This window comes from Stenotrophomonas sp. YJH_SMC_33 (assembly GCF_059372295.1).
Genome location: NZ_JCAFVJ010000004.1, coordinates 217556 through 234671, shown reverse-complemented (window position 1 = coordinate 234671; position 17116 = coordinate 217556). Strand labels below are relative to the sequence as shown.

Genomic DNA, 17116 nt, shown 5'->3' with positions numbered 1-17116 from the left:
CGTTCACATCAGGACGAATGCGACACCGCATCCGGCTCTTTTGGACATCGTCCTACATCTGCGGCGAACACCGGCTTGCATGCTCTTCATCCACCCAAACGCTCCGGTCGCCCCTGGCCACGCTCATGCGCCCCCCTGCTCCTTCCACTGCTGCTGATCCGTTCCGCGCCCTTCCAGGTGCACGTGCAGCTGCCACCGATGCCGATGAGCTGCGTGCGCTGAAGCGCTACCCGCGCCGGCTGATGCTGGCCTGCGGTGCCGTGCTCAGCCTGCTCTCGATCAGCGTGCTGATCACTTTGCTGGTGGTGCAGGTGAACCGGTTCGAAGCACGTCGGATTGCCGATTTCCGCCGCGCGCACAATGCACTGCAGATCCAGTTGGCGCGGCAGGATGCCAGCTACGCGCGCGTGGCCAACATGGCGGGCTACGCGTGGGGGCGCAATATCTCACTGGGCGATACGCCGCCGCAGGCCATGCGCCGGGCCTACCTCGAGGGCGGCCAGCGGCTGATGGTGGTCGCCGATGACCGCAGCCGCCCGCAGATGGCGCTGGGTCTTGCCACGGCTGACTGGCCAGCCGCCGAACTTCAGCGGTATCTGCAGTTGAGTGCGGCGGTGTCGTTGATCCAGCGCCTGACCGCCAGCACCACCGACGGTGAGCCCGCCAGTGCCTCCTATTTCTTCGATCCCAGTGGCCAGTACCTGTCACTGGACAGGGGCCTGACCGAGCGCAGCCTGATGGACGCGCTGGCGGTCGACTCCCGGCAGCAGGTGTTCGAACATCTGCGTGCACCGGCACAACTGCTGGCACCGGCCTCCAGCCATGACCAGGTGCCGCTGCTGGAAAGCGTGACCCAGCGTGGCCAGCCAAGGCGCTCGTTCGCGCGCCACCCGATCAGCGGTGAGCCGTCGCTGGTATCGGTGTTCCAGGCCCTGGACGGGGCCTCGCCCATTGCGACCTTCGTTGCCTACGAGCCGATCGAGCGATTGCAGGCGCTGCTCCGGCGCAACAGCCAGGGGCATATCACGCTGGTGGACCGCGACGGAATGCGCGTGCTGGCGTCCAGCGAGCCGGGCGCCGCCCCGCAGTCGCCGCTGTCCGAGGGCGACTGGGTGCTGTTGGGCGATGCCACCCGGGCGCGCTTCCATGAGGGCCGGTTTACCCTGGCGCTGGGTGTGGCCGGCACGCCGTGGACGCTGGTGGAGACCTACTGCTGGCGCGACATCCTGCAGGGCATCGCGCCGGTGCTGGTGGCCGGTGGCCTGTTGTTGATGGCGGCGCTGGCGCTGTTGTGGGCCTTGCTGATATGGCTGCATCGACGCATGTACACGCCGGCGCTGGAGCAGGTACAGCACATCTACGCGCGCGATGAACGCCTGCAGCAGCTGCTCGAACACCTGCCTGTGGGTGTGGCACTGCTGGACGCACGCAGCGGCGCGGTACAGGACCAGAACGGAACGCTGCGCCGTATGGACCTGGGGACAGGCGCCCGCCTGTTGCCGCGATTGTGTGAAGCGGCACTACGCAACGATCCTGCCGCTGCGGGTCTGATCGACAGCGAGCTACCCTCGATCCACGACGCACGCCAGTTGCGGCACCATCGCGCCCGCTTGCGGCCGGGTGGCCGCACCTGGCCGGGCAGTGTGCTGTTGGTGGTGGAAGACGTGACCGATCAGGTGCATACGCTTCGGGAGCAGGAGGAGCGCACCCGCGAGGCCGAGCGTTGCAGCCAGGCCAAGTCGCATTTTGTTGCCGCGATGAGCCACGAGATTCGTACCCCGCTGCACGGCATCATCGGCCATCTGGAGCTGCTGGCCCGTGCGGCGCTGCATCCGGAACAGCTGGAACGGGTGATCCGCCTGCGCCAGTCAGCCGACTCGCTGATGGACATCATCACCGACGTGCTGGACCTGTCTCGCATCGAGTCCGGGCAATGGACGCTCAACCCCGAGCGGTTCGCGCCGGCGGCGCTGCTGGAACGGGTGGCGGTGCTGTATGCGCCAATGGCGCAGGCCAAGGGCCTGCAGCTGGACTGCGTGGTGGACCCGGAGGTGCCGGAGGTGGCCGTGGCACCGATGGCGGCGATTGAACGGGTGCTGCGCAACCTGGCCAGCAACGCGCTGAAATTCACGGCCTCTGGCCGCGTGCAGCTGCGGCTGGCCTGCCGCCGCGAGGGAGGGCAGGCGCGGCTGCGCCTGGACGTGACCGACTCAGGAATCGGCTTGACCGCAGCCGAGTGCGAGCGCCTGTTCCAGCCGTTCATGCAGGCCGACGCCAGCATCCTGTCGCGCTTTGGCGGTTCAGGCCTGGGCCTGGCCCTGTGCCAACAGCTGTGCGAGCGCATGCAAGGGCGCATCTGGGTAGAGAGCACCACGGGTGTCGGCAGCCGCTTCGTATTCGAAGTGCCCCTGTTGACCTCGATCACCACACCACCAGCACTGCCCCTGTTTGGCCGCGAGATTGGACTGCTGGCCGCCGCAGGGCCCTGGCGCGGTGAACTGGAACGCCGGCTGCGCGGCTGGGGCGGGCAGGTCAGGCTGCTTTGTCCGGGCACCGAGGGTGGCCTGGGTGATCTGCGCGCAGGCACGCCGGTGGTGGTCTTCGAGCCTTCCCCAGCAGGGCTGAAGGCCGTGCAGGACGCGGGCCACCCACTGGTCTGGGTCGGTCGGGAGGGACCTTTGCGACCCCACCGCTTGCCCCGTGGCGTTGAAGTGTCCTGTTACGCCAGCGAGGCCCTGCGCCAGGCACTGACGGCAGGCCCCGGCCTCGCAGAGTCGAATACGTCAGTTGTTGGCGCAATCGGATAAATTGCATGTGCACTCAGCTGAGGATCAAGGTCATGGCAGACGCCGACACCGCAGACGGTACGGGCCGGGCGGCCGCACGCCTGGACGACCTGCGCCGGTTGCGGCGGCGCCTGCTTCTGGGCGGCGGTGTCCTGATCGCGGTGCTGGTGCTGCTGGCCACACTGGTCAGTTCGGTGGCCGATGTGGAAGAGTTCCACGCGCGCGAACGGCAGTCCTTCGGCGAAGCGCGCGCCGCGGTGGACTATTTCCTGTTCCAGCGCGACCGTGCGTACGCCACATCCATCAATGGCAACGACGTGCTGTGGCGCGACCAGCGCCCGGCCCTGCAGCACGTGGGAACACCCTTGGCCGAGCGCTTCCACGGCCAGGGTGACGAGGTGGTGGTGCGTGCCCAGGGCCGTACCGCCGTGCCATGGCTGGTGCTTGGCGCGCGCGACAACCCGCTGCCCGAGGCCGAGCTGCGTGCCTACCTCGGCATGGTGGATATCTATTCCGCCTATACCGCAGATTCGATCACCGCCCAGGACGCAGGTGGTCCGGTGCTGATGTACGCCTACGAGCCGCAGGGGCGGCTGGTGGCGGTGGCCAATGTGCGTGACGAGGCCCAGCTGCTGCAGATGCTGGGTGTACCGACCCGGCGCCAGGCGTTTGCGCGGCTGCTGAGCAACGAACCGCAGATCCGCAAACTGGCGCCACGGCCGGGCCCGATCCGCGCCGCCTCCCGCGAGGGGCGCCTGCTGTCGCACTACGGCACCAACCCGCTGACTGGCCAGCCGGCCCTGATCGGCATGGTGACCATGGCCGAGGGCACCACCCCGTACTTCCGCCGGGTGGTGTTCGAGTCCATCGACAACATCCGCGCCCGCCTGCAGTCCCGCGAGCAGGGGCGCTACCTGGTGGCGTCCAGCAACCAGCAGGTGGTGTTCAGCACTGGCGGCCTGTCCGCGCAGGATCAGGCCATCCTGCTGGGTACGCTGGGCGGCACGGCCGCCAGCCAGCCCAAGCGCGAGTATGTGCAGGGCCGTTTCATCCTCACCTGCAGCCTGCCAGGGGTGAACTGGACCCTAAGCCATGTCTACGACTGGGGCGATATCTGGCGCAGCCAAGGCTATTACCTGCTGGCGCGCTGGCTCAGTGCGCTGCTGATCATCGGCCTGTTGTGGTGGCTGCTGCGGCGCATCGACCGCCGCGTGTTCACCCCGGCGCTGGCCGATGCCTCGCGCGTGTACGAAAGCGAGGCGCTGAGCCGGGTGATCATCGGCACCGCGCCGATCGGGCTGGCACTGCTGGCGCGCGACAGCGGGGCGGCGCTGCTGCAGAACGAGGCCGCGCGCCACCTGGTGGGCGGTACGGCGGGCGCATCGCCGCGGCACGAGGGCATTACGCCGCTGTATGCACGCCTGGTGGAGCTGGGGCGCAATGCGGCCGAAGACGAGATCGTGGAGCTGCAATGGTCGCCGGAGCAGGGCGGGGCTGGCAGCCAGCTACAGGTCAGTCTGTCGCGTGCCACCTATCACGACCAGCCGGTATGGGTCTGCGCCATGCGTGACGTGACCGCGCAGCGCGAACTGGAAGACAACCTGCGCCGGGCGCGCGAAGACTCGGAGTCGGCCCGGCACTCGGCCGAGGCCGCCAACCGGGCCAAGTCCGCCTTCGTAGCGACCATGAGCCATGAGATCCGCACCCCGCTCAATGGTGTGCTGGGCCATCTGGAACTGCTCGCGCGCTCGCCGCTGCAGGCCGGGCAACGCGAGCGCCTGGATCGCATCCGTTTCTCGGCCGATGCGTTGATGCGGATCATCAGTGACGTGCTGGACTTCTCCAAGATCGAGGCCGGCCAGCTGGACGTGGAACCGGCGCCGTTCGCGCTGCGCCCGCTGATTGAAAGCGTTGCCCTGCTGTACGCGCCCGATGCGCTGCGCAAGAACGTACGCCTCTACTACGCCGTGGAAGCGCCGGCGGACCACCAATGCATCGGTGATGCGCATCGCATCCGCCAGATCCTCAACAACCTGGTCAGCAATGCGGTGAAATTCACTGAATCCGGGCGAATCCTGCTGCGCGCCGAGCTGCGGCCGGGCGAGGCGGGCAACACGTTGCGGGTACAGGTCATCGATTCCGGCATCGGCATGAATGCAGAACAGGCCGCGCAGCTGTTCCAGCCGTTCCAGCAGGCCGATGCAAGCGTCTCGCGCCGCTTCGGTGGCAGCGGGCTGGGCCTGGCACTGTGCCAGCAGCTGGCGCAGGCCATGGGCGGGCAGGTGGCCGTGGACAGCACCGAGGGCGTGGGCAGCAGCTTCACCCTCATCTTGCCGATGCAGCTGCAGGCGGCCCCGCCCGCTGCGGCGCCACTGGCGGGGCAGCAGGTGACCGTGTTGTCGACCACACCTGAATGGCGTGCCGAGATGACGCGCCTGCTGGCGGGCTGGGGCGCGGAGGTGACTGCGCTGGATCGGCCGAATGCGGATGACAGCGGCGATGTGCTGCTGATCGTCGGCGATCACCGGGCATGGAACGAGGACGAAGAGCAGCAGTTGCAGGCACTGCATCGGCGTACCGTGCTTGCGCATGCGCAGGGCCCGCTGACGCCGGAGCAACACGGTACGCGCGTTGAGGTCACCTGCTATGCCAGCGATGCACTGCTGCTGGCGTTGGAAGGTGACGGCGCACCGGCCGCCGAACGTGCCGTAACCGCGGCAGCACCCACGCGGTCGCGGGGCACCGTGCTGCTGGTGGAAGACAACGCGGTGAACCGCGAACTGATCCAGCAGCAGCTGGAAGAACTCGGGTACGCGGTGGAGGCTGCCGAGGATGGCCAGGCAGCACTGGCCCTCTGGCGTGACAATGCCTTCATGGCGGTACTGACAGACATCAACATGCCCGTCATGGATGGCTACGCGCTGGCGCGGGAACTGCGTGCGCGTGGCCAATCGCTGCCGATCCTGGCGATCACCGCCACCGCGTTGGCCAGTGAGCGCGAGCGTTGCCTGGCGGCCGGCATCGACGATCTGCTGCTGAAGCCCCTGAACCTGGAACGGCTGGAGGCGGGGTTGTCACGACTGCGGCCGATTGCCCCACCTGTGCAGGAGTCGCCGGTCGTAGCGGAGACCGGGGGCCCCCGAGGGATCTCTGTCGCCATCCGAAGGCTGTTCGTCGAAACCGGCGACAAGGACCTGGCCGCCATTGCCGAGGCTCGCAGCGACAACGATGCGCAGCGCCTGCTGGATCGCGTGCATGCCTTCAAGGGCGTGCTGCAGATGATCGGCGAACGGGAGCTGGGTGCGCAGTGCGGCGAGGTTGAGCAGCAGCTGCGTGATGGCCGTACGGTCGACCCGGGCACGCTCGACACGCTGCAGTCTGCGTTGTCGGCCTGCCTGCAGGCCTACCGCGAGAGGCTGGAGCGGGAATCATGAGGGCGTGCTGTAGAGTGGCGGGGCGCTCAGTCCGCCTTGAGGCCAAGATCGGCCGCGAAAGTGTGCAGCTCGGCATCGCCGGCAATGCCCAGCTTGCGCATGGCATTGATCTTCTGCGTGCTGACGGTCTGCTTCTTGCGGCCCAGGGCCGTCGCGATCTGGGCAACGCTCAGGCCGGAAATGAACAGGGCGATGACCTTCTTCTCGCTGGGCGAGAGCGAAGTCACGCGACGCTTTTCCAGATGCTGCAGGTGCTCGGCCACGCTGGGCGACAGGTAGCGCCGTTGCGCATAGACCGCCATCACCGCCGATGCCACATGCTGCAGGTCATCGCCCTTGCTGAGGATGCCTGCCACGCCGAGGCTGTTCAGCCGGTTGAGCAGCCCTGGCTGGTCCAGGCCGGTCATCACCACGATGCGCAGGTCCGGGAAGCGCGACTGCAGATGGTCGAGCAGCTCCAGGCCATCGCCATGATCGCCGCCAGGCATCGCATAGTCGGTCACCACGACGTCGCAGGGCGCGTCGTCCTTCTCGGCCTGTTCCAGCAGCTTCACCAGCTCGGACGAATCCTTGGCCTCGCCAATGCACTGGATGGCCGGCGCCTCATCCAGCGCGGCCCGCACGCCCAAGCGGATCACCGGGTGGTCGTCAGCAAGGGCCACGCGGATCAACAGATGATTCATGGGGCGCTGTTCCCTGGGTCTGGTGGAATGGAAGTGGTTCAACAGCCGGTCGCACATACACAAGGAAACTACTGCATGAGCATTCGCATTGTCGTGGCCGATGACCACCCGGTCGTCATCGCCGGTGCGCAGGAGGCACTGGCGAAGGTGCCGGGCATCCAGATCATCGCCAGCGCCACCGATTCTACGTCATTGGTCGAGGCGTTGAGTGGTACTCCCGTCGATGTGGCGGTCACTGACTTTTCGATGCCCGGCGGCCAGTATGGCGATGGCGTGGCATTGCTGGGGTTCCTGAAGCGCCGTTTTCCCAAGGTGCCGCTGGTGGTGCTGACCGGCATTGGCGGCACCCAGATACTGACCAGCCTGCGCCGCGCGGAAGTAAGCTGCATCGTGGCCAAGACCGATCTCATCGATCACCTGGTATGCGCCATCCAGGCAGCACACAAGGGTCAAGGCTATCTCTCGCCTGACATCGAGCGCCAGATCGGCAGCCTGGACCAGGCGGTATCGGCGGCAGCGCTGACCAAGCGCGAAACCGAGGTGCTGCGCCTGATCGCCGAGGGGCGCTCGCAGAAAGAAATTGCCGAACAGCTGCAACGCAGCCGCCAGACCATCAGCACGCAGAAACACTCGGCCATGCGCAAGCTGGGCCTGAAGCGCACGTCGGACATATTCGAGTATGCCGTACGCGAAGGCCTGGTCTCTGCATCGCAGGCCTCGCACCTTCGGCGTGGTGGATCCGATTGATGCTGGAACATGCGCAAAACAGGCATCGTCCGATGGCTACGCCAGATCCAAGCGGTAGGGTGGGGAGAATCCTGTCCTTCCACACCGGAGCCGCCGTGCCACGCCCGCTTGATGGCCACATTGCTGCCTTGATGTCCAGCTTCGCCCAGCTCAAGCCACAGGCGCAGAAGCGATTCCTTGAGCAGCTCAATGAGTACCTGTACGCCTCGGCAGCGCAGCGCAGGCAGCTCCGGCGTCAATGGCCGAATTTCGTGATCGAACCCTGCACCTGCCATGAGGACGAGCCCGGCTCTCCGTAGATCTGCGGTTGAGCGTGCAGCAAATGAGGGCTGCATGCCGGTTCCGGTTTCCCCTTCTGCTACAAATGTGAAGCGTACGTGAAAATCGTACTCGTCAGACAGATTGAGCGGCAAGTCGACGTCATTGTCTCGGATGCCGACCGCCACGAAGGTGGTGGAGCGGCATTCCACCCATCAACAGCGAGACATCATGATTTCACGCAAGCTCCTCTGCGCTGCCGTGCTGGCATGCGTCGCCCCGCTTTCCGCCGCCGCGGCGGATGGCTACCTGACCCCGGGCACGAATGGCGGCAGCGGCAAGATGCCCTCAGGCTATTCGCACCTGAATTTCGTACTGGCGGAGGATGACTTCGCCCGTATCGTCACCCTGCCGGGGCGCCCGCAGGCCGGTGACCGCGTGACGCTCAGTTCGCTGGCCGACAGCTACGCGATTCTGGACGCCCGGAAGACCGTGTTTGAAGAGCAGGTCCATATCCCGGTCGACAGCCTGAGCAATGCCGAGTTCCGCTGGAGCGCGGCCTACAGCCGTTGGGACGTGGTGGGTGGGCTGACCGCGCGCCTGGTGACCGGCCGCAACACCGACACTCTGCAGATTCCAGACTCGGATCACACGCTCACCCAGGTTGGCCTGTACGACACCAAGCGTGCTTCAACGGTGCAGTTGCCGACCTTGGCCCGCAACGGCTCGTTGCTGGTGGTGGCCAACGCCTCCAGTGCGGACGTGACGGTGCGCGGCGTGCAGGCGCAGGGCAGTGCCAGCACCTGCGAAGCGGGCCGCAACTGCGCGTTCGTGTACGGTGCCGATGGCGTGTGGTACGTGCGCCTGGGCAATGGCCGCCAACAGGCCACCGAATCGCTGCCGACCCCGGCCAAGCGCTGGACCGATGTGTTCCTGAGCAGCCCTGCCGATGACCCGTTGCTGCCGCAGGAGATGCGCCTGCCGCGCGAAGCGGTCTGTGGTGACGTCTACCAGTTCACCAATCTGGACACTGCGCAGTTCACCCGCGTGTCGGCGGAAAACACCGATCTGAAGAACAGTGCGCTGATCCGCAAGGGCCATCGCTACGTCTTCCGCTTCGATGGTGCCCAGGGCCGCTGGATCCACCAGCGCGTCAAGTAACCGGCCGTCGCACGCAGACCACCCAGGCCGCTCAGCGGCCTGGGTTCGTATCGACTCATTCACCGAGGTATCACATGAAGACCCTTCTTTCTGCGGCCTGCGTCGCGGCAGCGATCTGCGTGCCTGCAGTGGCTCTGGCCAGCGACGACGCGGGTTACTACGCCAGCATCCGCGTCATCGACGCTCACCACCAGGCCCGCAACATGGATGCCAGTGCCCGCCCGGGCATCGGCCAGTTCGTCGCCGGCGACCAGCGCCAGCACTTCGCCACCGGTTCGGCGGCCTTCGGCTACGCGCACGGCAATGGCTGGCGCACCGAAGGTGAGTATGTGGTTCGCCGCACCGACACCTACACCAGCGGCTCCAGCGCCTTTGCTACCAGCTTCAACAACCACGACGTGCGTTCGCAGCGGCTGATGCTCAACGCGTACCGCGATATCGCCATCAACGATGCATGGTCGGTCTACGGCATGGCCGGCGCCGGCCTGTCGCACCTGCAGTCCGGTGGCTGGCAGGGCAACCCGAACCGCCAGTACGGCAAGTCCACCCGCACGCAACTGGCGTGGTCGGCGGGCGTAGGCATTTCGGTTGCGGCAGGCACCAACACCACGGTGGACCTGGGCTACCGCTACACGGACCTGGGCACCACCGAAAGCGGATGGAACCGCTTCGCCAACGCGCGCGGCCTGCAGGACGAAAAGATGCAGCTGGATCTGGCATCGCGCGAAGTGACGCTGGGCGTGCGCTATGCATTCTGAACCGATCGGCCGGGCAGGGTGGGGCCAGCGAAAACTAGTCGTTGTCCTATGCCTGGAAATGCCCGGCATCCCTAGCATTTCCTCTCGAAGGGAATGCCCTTCGCTCAGGCCCAGCACAGCGCGGCTTGAACGCCAAAAACCAAACCCAACAGGAAATTCAACATCATGAACAAGCTTGCAATTGCTCTGACCGCCGCGCTCTCGCTGGGTGCTGCTGCTTCGGCCTCGGCGGCTGATGGCACCATTACCTTCACCGGCAAGATCGTGGCTGCCACCTGCAAGGTGGAAATCGGCGACGGCGGCGGCTCCACTGCCACCGTGGCACTGCCGGACGTCACTGTCGGCGCTGTCGATGGCCCTGACGCCGGTAAGCGTACCTTCAAGATCAAGCTGTCGGCCGACACCGGTTCCGGCGCGGCCTGTGACAAGGACACTGCGAAGCTCTACGTCTACAAGAGCACCGTCAACGCCAACGGTCACCTCGCGAATCAGTATACCGATGCAGTTGATGACCCGGCGTCCGATGTCGCACTGAAGCTGTCGCGCATCGAATCTGGCACCGAGACTGAAATCAATCTGCAGACGGCCGAGCTGGAAGCGACCAAGGCTTCGGGTGAGTTCGAATACGAGTTCGCCACCCGCTATCAGGCCACGGCTGCAGCAGGCGCTACCAAGGCGGGTGGCTTCACCTCGCAGCTGATGTTCGACGTCGAGAACTACTGATCTGACCCACAGACGGGTGAGCGCAGGGCCGTGAGTCATGAACCTCACGGTCCTGCCATCCGGATCCAGGAGACAGTGCCATGAAGACCTTCTTCCGCAACGCCCTTCGCTATGCTGCTCTCATGCCGTTGCTTGCCACCTCGCTGGTGGCGCATGCCAACGTGGTGGTGGAAGGCACCCGGGTAATCTACACGGCCGACATGAAGGAGGCGTCCGTTCGGATCCAGAACACCGGGCAGGTCCCGAGCCTGGTGCAGGTCTGGGTGGATGAAATCAACGTCAAGGCCGACCCAAGCACCACGCGTGCTCCGTTCGTCGCATTACCACCGTTGCTGCGTGTAGACGCAGGAAAGAGCCAGGTGCTGCGCCTGCGCCAAATCGGTGGCGAGTTGCCGCAGGACCGTGAGTCGGCATTCTGGCTCAATATCCTGGACGCTCCGGCCGCTGAAAAGCGTGGGTCAGGCTCGGCACAGCTTCAGATTTCAGTGCGCAACCGAATCAAGCTCTTCTATCGCCCGCAGTCGCTGGCCAAGCAATCGGTCAGCGGAGTGATCGAGAATCTGGAATGGTCGGTTGTGCCGCACCAAGGTGGCTGGGCATTGCAGGTGCGAAACCCCAGTGTCTTTCACGTGAGCCTGATTCGTGCCGAGGTCATCAACGGCAACAACAGCGCGGAAGCGAAGGGCATTGCCATGATTGCTCCTCTGACCACGCAGCACTTCGCACTACCGGGTGACGCAAATGCACGCTCTGGAAGCGTGAAGTTCAAGTTTGCCAGCGAGCATGGTGCTCTGATCGAGCACACGGTGCCACTGCGCAACCCCTGAGCCCGCAACCTCCGATTCCCATTCTTTGAGTGGCGCCTGTCCGGTTATGGACGGGGCAGGCGTCCTCATGCCCAAGGAAGTTCGACATGAACCGTCATCCCCAGCACACCCTTTCGCGACGCCGACCCTTGGTTGCCGCTGTCGTGGCAGCGCTGTTGCCGGTGTCGGCTTTCGCTGCGCCCAACGTTGAGTTCAGTGCGGACATGCTGTTCGGCAATGCCAGCGGTATCGATCTGGAGCGTTTCGAGCAAGGCAGCCTGCTGCCGGGTACCTACAACGCCGACATCCTCCTCAATGGCACATTGGTCGGGCGGCTGGATCTGGTGGCGCGCGTTGCTGAGGATGATGCTGTCCGCATCTGCCTGACCCCGGCGCTCTTTGAAATGCTGGGCCTGAATCATGCGCGCCTGGACGCAATGCGTGATGCGCCGGAAGCGGGCACTGCCAGTCCTTTGCCGTTGCCCACCGAGGCAGCCTGTCGGCCTCTCTCGGATTATGTGCCGGGTGCGTCGGCCGAATTCGATTCAGGCGAGCAGAGCCTGGTCATTTCGGTTCCCCAGATCTACCTGCTGCGTACCCCGCGCGGCTGGGTGGATCCTGCGCTTTGGGAAAAGGGCATCAACGCGGCCACACTTGGGTATAGCGTTAGTCACAATCGGCAGCGTAATGGTGGCCAGCAGGCCAGCCACACCAGCATGACGGTCGACGCGGGCCTGAATCTGGGCGAATGGCGTCTGCGTCATAGTGGCTATCTGCAGCACACCGATGCTGCCGGTACCGACTATGCGGCTGGCCGTAGCTACCTGCAGCGCAACCTGCCGAAGTGGGGGGCGCAGTTGACCTTGGGCGAGTCGTCGACGAACGGCGACATGCTGCAGGGTGTCAACTACCGGGGCGTGAACATCAGCAGCGACCCGCGCATGTTGCCGGATACGCTGAACAATTTCGCGCCGGTTGTTACCGGTGTGGCGCAGACCAATGCCCGCGTCACCATCCGCCAGCGTGGCTATGTGATCTACGAGACCACGGTAGCGCCGGGCCCGTTTGAGATTGATGATCTGCATGCGGCCGGCTCCAGTGGCGATATTGAAGTGGAGATCACCGAAGCCGATGGCCGGGTAGAGCAGTTCACCATTCCATTCACCGCCATGCCGCAGCTGCTGCGGCCGGGCCAGCAGCGCTTCAGTGTCACCGCAGGTGAACTCCGTGACGACTTCGGCGGGGAAAATCCGCGCTTCTTGGAAGCCACCCTGCGCCGTGGCCTGAGCAATCAGTTCACCGGCTATGCTGGCCTGACCGTTGCGGAAGGTTATTCCGGGGCGGTACTTGGCGCTGCCTGGAATACTCCGTTGGGCGCGTTCTCCGGTGACGTCACCTTCAGCGATGCTCGTCTTCCGGGAGCGGATGGGGTGGCCAGCGAGCGGCGCCGTGGCCAGTCCTATCGCGTGGCCTTCAACAAGGCGCTGTTCTCAGACAGCACGAACATCACCTTGGCGGCCTATCGCTACTCGACCAGCGACTTCCTGAATCTGGGTGATGCAATCCGCCTGCGCGCCCAGAAGGACCTGAGCGATGGCTACGATCTTGTGGGCCGTCAGCGCAGCCGTCTGGACCTGACCGTCAATCAGCGCCTTACTGAGGGCAAGGGTACGCTGCACTTCACCGGCAGTATGACCGATTACTGGTCCGACAACCGCCGTCAGACATCGTTCTCTGCGACTTATAGCAATCGACTGGGGCGGGGCACCTATTCGGTCAGCGCCCGCCGGGCGACCGAGTCGTCGCTGTTCTCCGGCGGCGTCAGCCATACCAGCAACAGCCTCTACCTGAGCTACAGCGTTCCGCTGGGCGTACCGGCTGCGGCACCGCGCCTGGATACCAGCATCAGTCGCGAGAGCAATGGGCGGAGCACGCAGCGCGTAGGTGTGTCTGGTGCCATTGGTGAGCAGTATCTGGGCAACTACAACGCATCGGTCAGTCGCGACGGCGGCCAGACAAGTTACGACCTGGGCGCGTACTACCAAATGCCTACGGTATACGTGAGCGGTGGCTACAGCCGTCGTGGCTCCACCAGTCAGCTAAGTATGGGTGCAAGTGGTGGCCTGGTGCTGCACGCGGGCGGCCTCACGCTGGCCCAGCGCCTGGGGGAAACCGTGGGCGTGGTGCACATCCCGGGTGCGGCAGGTGCGGCGCTGGACAGCATGACCGGCGTCAAAACCGATGCCCGTGGCTATGCCGTATTGCCCTATTTGTCTCCATTCCGTCGAAACGCGTTCGATGTGGATCCCACCAATCTGCCGCTGGATGTCGAGCTGAGTTCGGGGACCGTTTCGGCTGTACCCAATGCCGGTGCAGTGGTGCGGATGGTGCTGCCAACCCAGGTGGGGCGCAGCGCATTGATCGAGGCGCTGCTGCCGGATGGAAAGCCCTTGCCGTTTGGCAACGATGTGACCAATGAAGCCGGTGATGTGGTCGGCGTGGTGGGCCAGAGCAGCCGCCTGTGGGTGCGCGGTGTTGAAGAGGTAGGGGAACTGACGGTGCGCTACGGCAGCGCAGTCTCAGACCAGTGCCGCATTCCGTATGACCTGCGTGGCGTCGAGGCCGGTGTGTTGCATCAGAGCAGCTGTGCGCCGGGTGAGGAGCGCAGGCTGGTTGATGTCACCAAGTAGTCGGCGATCAAATCGAGGACGAAACTAATGAAGACTGCTTCAAGAAATTCCACCCACCGTAGCTGCGCCGCATTGTTGACGTTCGCAGCCTTGGCACTGCCTGGACTGGCCACTGCAGCTTGCTCTCCCGATTGGGGTTCATACACATTTCCGCTGCCAGCTCGAGCCGTCGTTGTGGCAAATTCTGCCGCAATCGGTGAAACAATCGGGCCTTGGATCAGCACGGGGGAACAGGGCTATATCTTCTGTGGGCCGTCCGGCGGAATATTGCAGGAGAATTTTCACATTGGGGTTCTTCCGGAAACGGGCACCTACCAAGAGGGGGGACGTACCTATGGCATTTTCGATACAGGCATCGCCGGGATCGGAATGGTCGTACGCGCTCGAGCTGACCCGGACTACGGGTCGAATCCTGTCGCTGCAATTCGCGAAGGGGTGCGGGTACGGGCGGGAGCGGTTGACAACAAGCGGAACTTCGGCCTCATCAGCATCCGCTTCGTCAAGACGGGCGCAACCACGCCAGGGCATTACACGTTCACGGAAAGACATGTGCTGGACATGCAGCACTATCAGCGGGGTGACAAATTTCGGCAAGCACACCATCTCAGTTCGATGGCGTTGGAGGTGGTCCATCGCCCCCTCTGTCATGTAGCATCCAAAACCGTGCCGATGGGCTTGACCGCGGTCGCTCGATTGCCATCGGTCAATACCTATGGATCTACTCGCCGCTTCAGCGTCGAAATGAACTGTGAGACGAGCGCCGGACGAGTGCGCTACTTCGTAGAGCCTACAGGTGGCACCACCATCTTTGACCGTAGTCGGGGTATTGCCAATGTGGAAGGCGGGGCTAATGGCATCGGCATCCAGTTGCTGGGTATCGACGGCAACCCCATCAATCTCGACAGCGCATACTGGTTCGGTGACAGCGCTGCAGATGGGATTCGCAGTGAGGATTTTGGTGCGCGCTACTTCCGTACTGCTGTGAAGAATGAGGATGTGAGTCCTGGCGATGCCAATGCCACAGTCCGCTTCCGCGTGGACTACCCCTGACCCCCCTGCCGGACGATACTGGATGCTTTATGATCTGCGGCGACACTAGCCGTTAGGTTGGGGGCTGCTGGGGCAGGCGACCTTGCTAGTCCCCCTTCACCGATGGGTTCACTGAATCGGGAGCGAGGCAAGGGATCATGAATGGCAGTCTCGGAAGGCATATCTATAGTGGATTGCAGGCAGGACTGGTCATCGTGGCGCTTCTGTTGCCTCGAATGGCGGCCGCTGCCTGTATTTCCTGGGGCTCGGAGTTTACCTTTCCATTGCCGGCAACAACCCGCGTTGTAGCCAACACGGTGGAGATTGGCGAAGCACTGGGCCCCTGGATTGACTCGGGTGCTCAGGAGTACATGAATTGCGGTACCAGCGGCGGGGCGCCGTACATCAATTACCATATCGGCGTCCTGCCGGAAGCGGGTACATACCACGAGGGGGGGCGTACCTATAGTGTCTTCGAGACGGGCGCCCCTGGCATCGGTATGGTGATCCGAGTGCGCGCTGACCCGGCTTCAGCCGGTTCGTATCTCTATGGGGCAATACGCAGCGGAGAGAGGGTGCGGTCAGGTCCGGCCAGCAACAAGGTTAATTCCGGTCTGATCGCCATTCGCTTCATCAAGACCGGAAACACCATGCCAGACAGCTACGCGCTGCCGGGGCAGCACGTGCTGGACATGCAGCATTTCCAGAGCAGTGACAGATTCCGCCAGCAACACCGGCTCAGTGCAATGACTCTTGAAGTGGACCATCGACCACTCTGCCGTGTTGCATCCAAAACAGTGCCGATGGGGCTTACTTCAGTCACCCGCCTGCCAACGGTGGATTCCTACGGCGCCACCCGCCAGTTCACCGTGGATCTAACGTGCGAAACGGGTGCCGGTCGGGTCCGCTACTTTGTGGAGCCAGCAGGTACTACCACGGTCTTTGACCGTAGCCGGGGCATTGTGAATGTGGAGGGGGGGGCTAAAGGTGTCGGCATTCAACTGCTGGGGATCTTTAGTGAACCCATCGATCTTGATAGGGCCTACTGGTTTGGCGACAGTGCGGCCGATGGTGCTCGCTCTGAGAAATTTGGCGCACGCTACTTCCGCATTGCGGTGAAGACTGCGGATCTGATTCCCGGTGACGCGAACGCTACGGTGCGTTTCCGCATTGATTATCCATGAGAGTGTGCCGTTGAACTGGAAACCAGAGGATCCCTGCAGATGATTCGCGTGGTTGGAACCGAAACTGATAGTGGCCGGTCTGCCTGCGCTCGCTGGCGTCAGATCGTAGTGGGGGCGGTATTGACGGTGGTGCCCGTGGCGGCCTGGGCGCAGGTAGCTATGGATGGCACCCGGGTGGTGTTCCCGGCCAGCAGCAAGGAGGTTGCAGTTGCATTGACAAATGCCAGCGAGGTACCGGTGCTGGTGCAGGCGTGGATCGGTGACGAAGACGCGGAGCAGGCGCCGGAAGCCTCTTCTGCGCCGTTCCTCGTGGGTCCGCCCCTGCTGCGGCTGGAGCCCGGGCAGAAGAACCAGCTGCGTGTACTGCAACTGCGCGAAAAGGCACCCACTGACGACCGGGAGCATCTTTACTGGTTGAACGTGATGGCGGTGCCACCGAAATCGGGCCAGAGCGGAGAAAATGAGCTCAATGTCATGGTGCGCAGCCGGTACAAGGTGTTGTATCGGCCGGCAGGACTGCCCAAGCCTCCTGTGGATCGCACCGAAGGGATCACCTTCACCCTGCAGGGCGACGGAGAGCGGCGCGCGTTGAAGGTAACCAACGCGACACCGTTCTACTTCAACCTGGGCCGCATTACTTTGGGTGACACCGGCAACGAAGTTGAACTGGACAATCCTGCAGTGCCGCCTCGACAGGCTGTGGATATTGCAGTGCCTGCCGAGGCTCCCGCAAATCCACGAAACGTTCGCATCGAGTGGATCGATGACGACGGGCAGTTGCACCCGGCCACTCGAACTTTGGACGTGGCGACCCGCCCCTGACGTATCGTTTGCGGTCGAAGGCCCAGGCCCGGATG

General features: G+C 64.1%; 13 protein-coding genes. 12 read left to right on the top strand and 1 reads right to left on the bottom strand.

Annotated elements, in window-relative coordinates; all coding sequences use genetic code 11:
* The first annotated feature begins 125 nt into the window (after positions 1 to 125).
* Positions 126 to 2807 (top strand): ATP-binding protein, encoded by a 2682-nt coding sequence (locus AC5P9W_RS09395; protein WP_180832487.1) that lies wholly within the window; start codon positions 126 to 128, stop codon positions 2805 to 2807.
* A gap of 32 nt (positions 2808 to 2839) precedes the next feature.
* A complete protein-coding gene (locus AC5P9W_RS09390) occupies positions 2840 to 6220 on the top strand; it encodes an ATP-binding protein (protein WP_206621586.1) in 3381 nt (1126 codons plus the stop codon).
* A 26-nt stretch (positions 6221 to 6246) separates the two neighbouring features.
* On the opposite strand, the gene AC5P9W_RS09385 is transcribed toward AC5P9W_RS09390, so the two are convergent.
* Positions 6247 to 6903, bottom strand: coding sequence for a response regulator (locus AC5P9W_RS09385; RefSeq protein ID WP_180832483.1), 657 nt, complete (start codon positions 6901 to 6903; stop codon positions 6247 to 6249).
* Positions 6904 to 6978: 75 nt separating this feature from the next.
* Here AC5P9W_RS09385 and AC5P9W_RS09380 point away from each other — a divergent pair, with 75 nt between their 5' ends.
* The 10 genes from AC5P9W_RS09380 (at position 6979) to AC5P9W_RS09335 (ending at position 17081) form a co-directional block, all read left to right on the top strand.
* Entirely contained in the window at positions 6979 to 7650 is a 672-nt protein-coding gene (locus AC5P9W_RS09380; RefSeq protein WP_180832481.1) for a LuxR C-terminal-related transcriptional regulator, read from the top strand.
* A gap of 95 nt (positions 7651 to 7745) precedes the next feature.
* Positions 7746 to 7949: a hypothetical protein gene (locus AC5P9W_RS09375; RefSeq protein WP_146268403.1), complete on the top strand. Its 204-nt coding sequence runs from the start codon at positions 7746 to 7748 to the stop codon at positions 7947 to 7949.
* A 190-nt stretch (positions 7950 to 8139) separates the two neighbouring features.
* A complete protein-coding gene (locus tag AC5P9W_RS09370; RefSeq protein ID WP_180832479.1) occupies positions 8140 to 9069 on the top strand; it encodes a hypothetical protein in 930 nt (309 codons plus the stop codon).
* Positions 9070 to 9143: 74 nt separating this feature from the next.
* Positions 9144 to 9827 (top strand): outer membrane protein, encoded by a 684-nt coding sequence (locus AC5P9W_RS09365; RefSeq protein WP_180832477.1) that lies wholly within the window; start codon positions 9144 to 9146, stop codon positions 9825 to 9827.
* A 165-nt stretch (positions 9828 to 9992) separates the two neighbouring features.
* On the top strand, positions 9993 to 10550 hold the full coding sequence (locus tag AC5P9W_RS09360) for a fimbrial protein (RefSeq protein ID WP_111101905.1): 558 nt from the start codon (positions 9993 to 9995) through the stop codon (positions 10548 to 10550).
* 80 nt (positions 10551 to 10630) lie between these two features.
* Positions 10631 to 11377: a fimbrial biogenesis chaperone gene (locus AC5P9W_RS09355; protein WP_111101906.1), complete on the top strand. Its 747-nt coding sequence runs from the start codon at positions 10631 to 10633 to the stop codon at positions 11375 to 11377.
* 86 nt (positions 11378 to 11463) lie between these two features.
* The gene (locus tag AC5P9W_RS09350) at positions 11464 to 14046 is read left to right on the top strand and encodes a fimbria/pilus outer membrane usher protein (RefSeq protein ID WP_111101907.1); all 2583 of its coding nucleotides are present in this window, start codon (positions 11464 to 11466) and stop codon (positions 14044 to 14046) included.
* A 27-nt stretch (positions 14047 to 14073) separates the two neighbouring features.
* Positions 14074 to 15096, top strand: a complete 1023-nt coding sequence (locus tag AC5P9W_RS09345) for a fimbrial protein (RefSeq protein WP_111101908.1) — start codon at positions 14074 to 14076, stop codon at positions 15094 to 15096.
* Between the two features lie 137 nt (positions 15097 to 15233).
* Positions 15234 to 16259 carry a fimbrial protein gene (locus AC5P9W_RS09340; RefSeq protein WP_111101909.1) on the top strand — a complete coding sequence of 342 codons (1026 nt, stop codon included), beginning with the start codon at positions 15234 to 15236 and terminating at the stop codon, positions 16257 to 16259.
* Positions 16260 to 16298: 39 nt separating this feature from the next.
* Positions 16299 to 17081 (top strand): fimbrial biogenesis chaperone, encoded by a 783-nt coding sequence (locus AC5P9W_RS09335; RefSeq protein ID WP_111101910.1) that lies wholly within the window; start codon positions 16299 to 16301, stop codon positions 17079 to 17081.
* Positions 17082 to 17116: the final 35 nt, after the last annotated feature.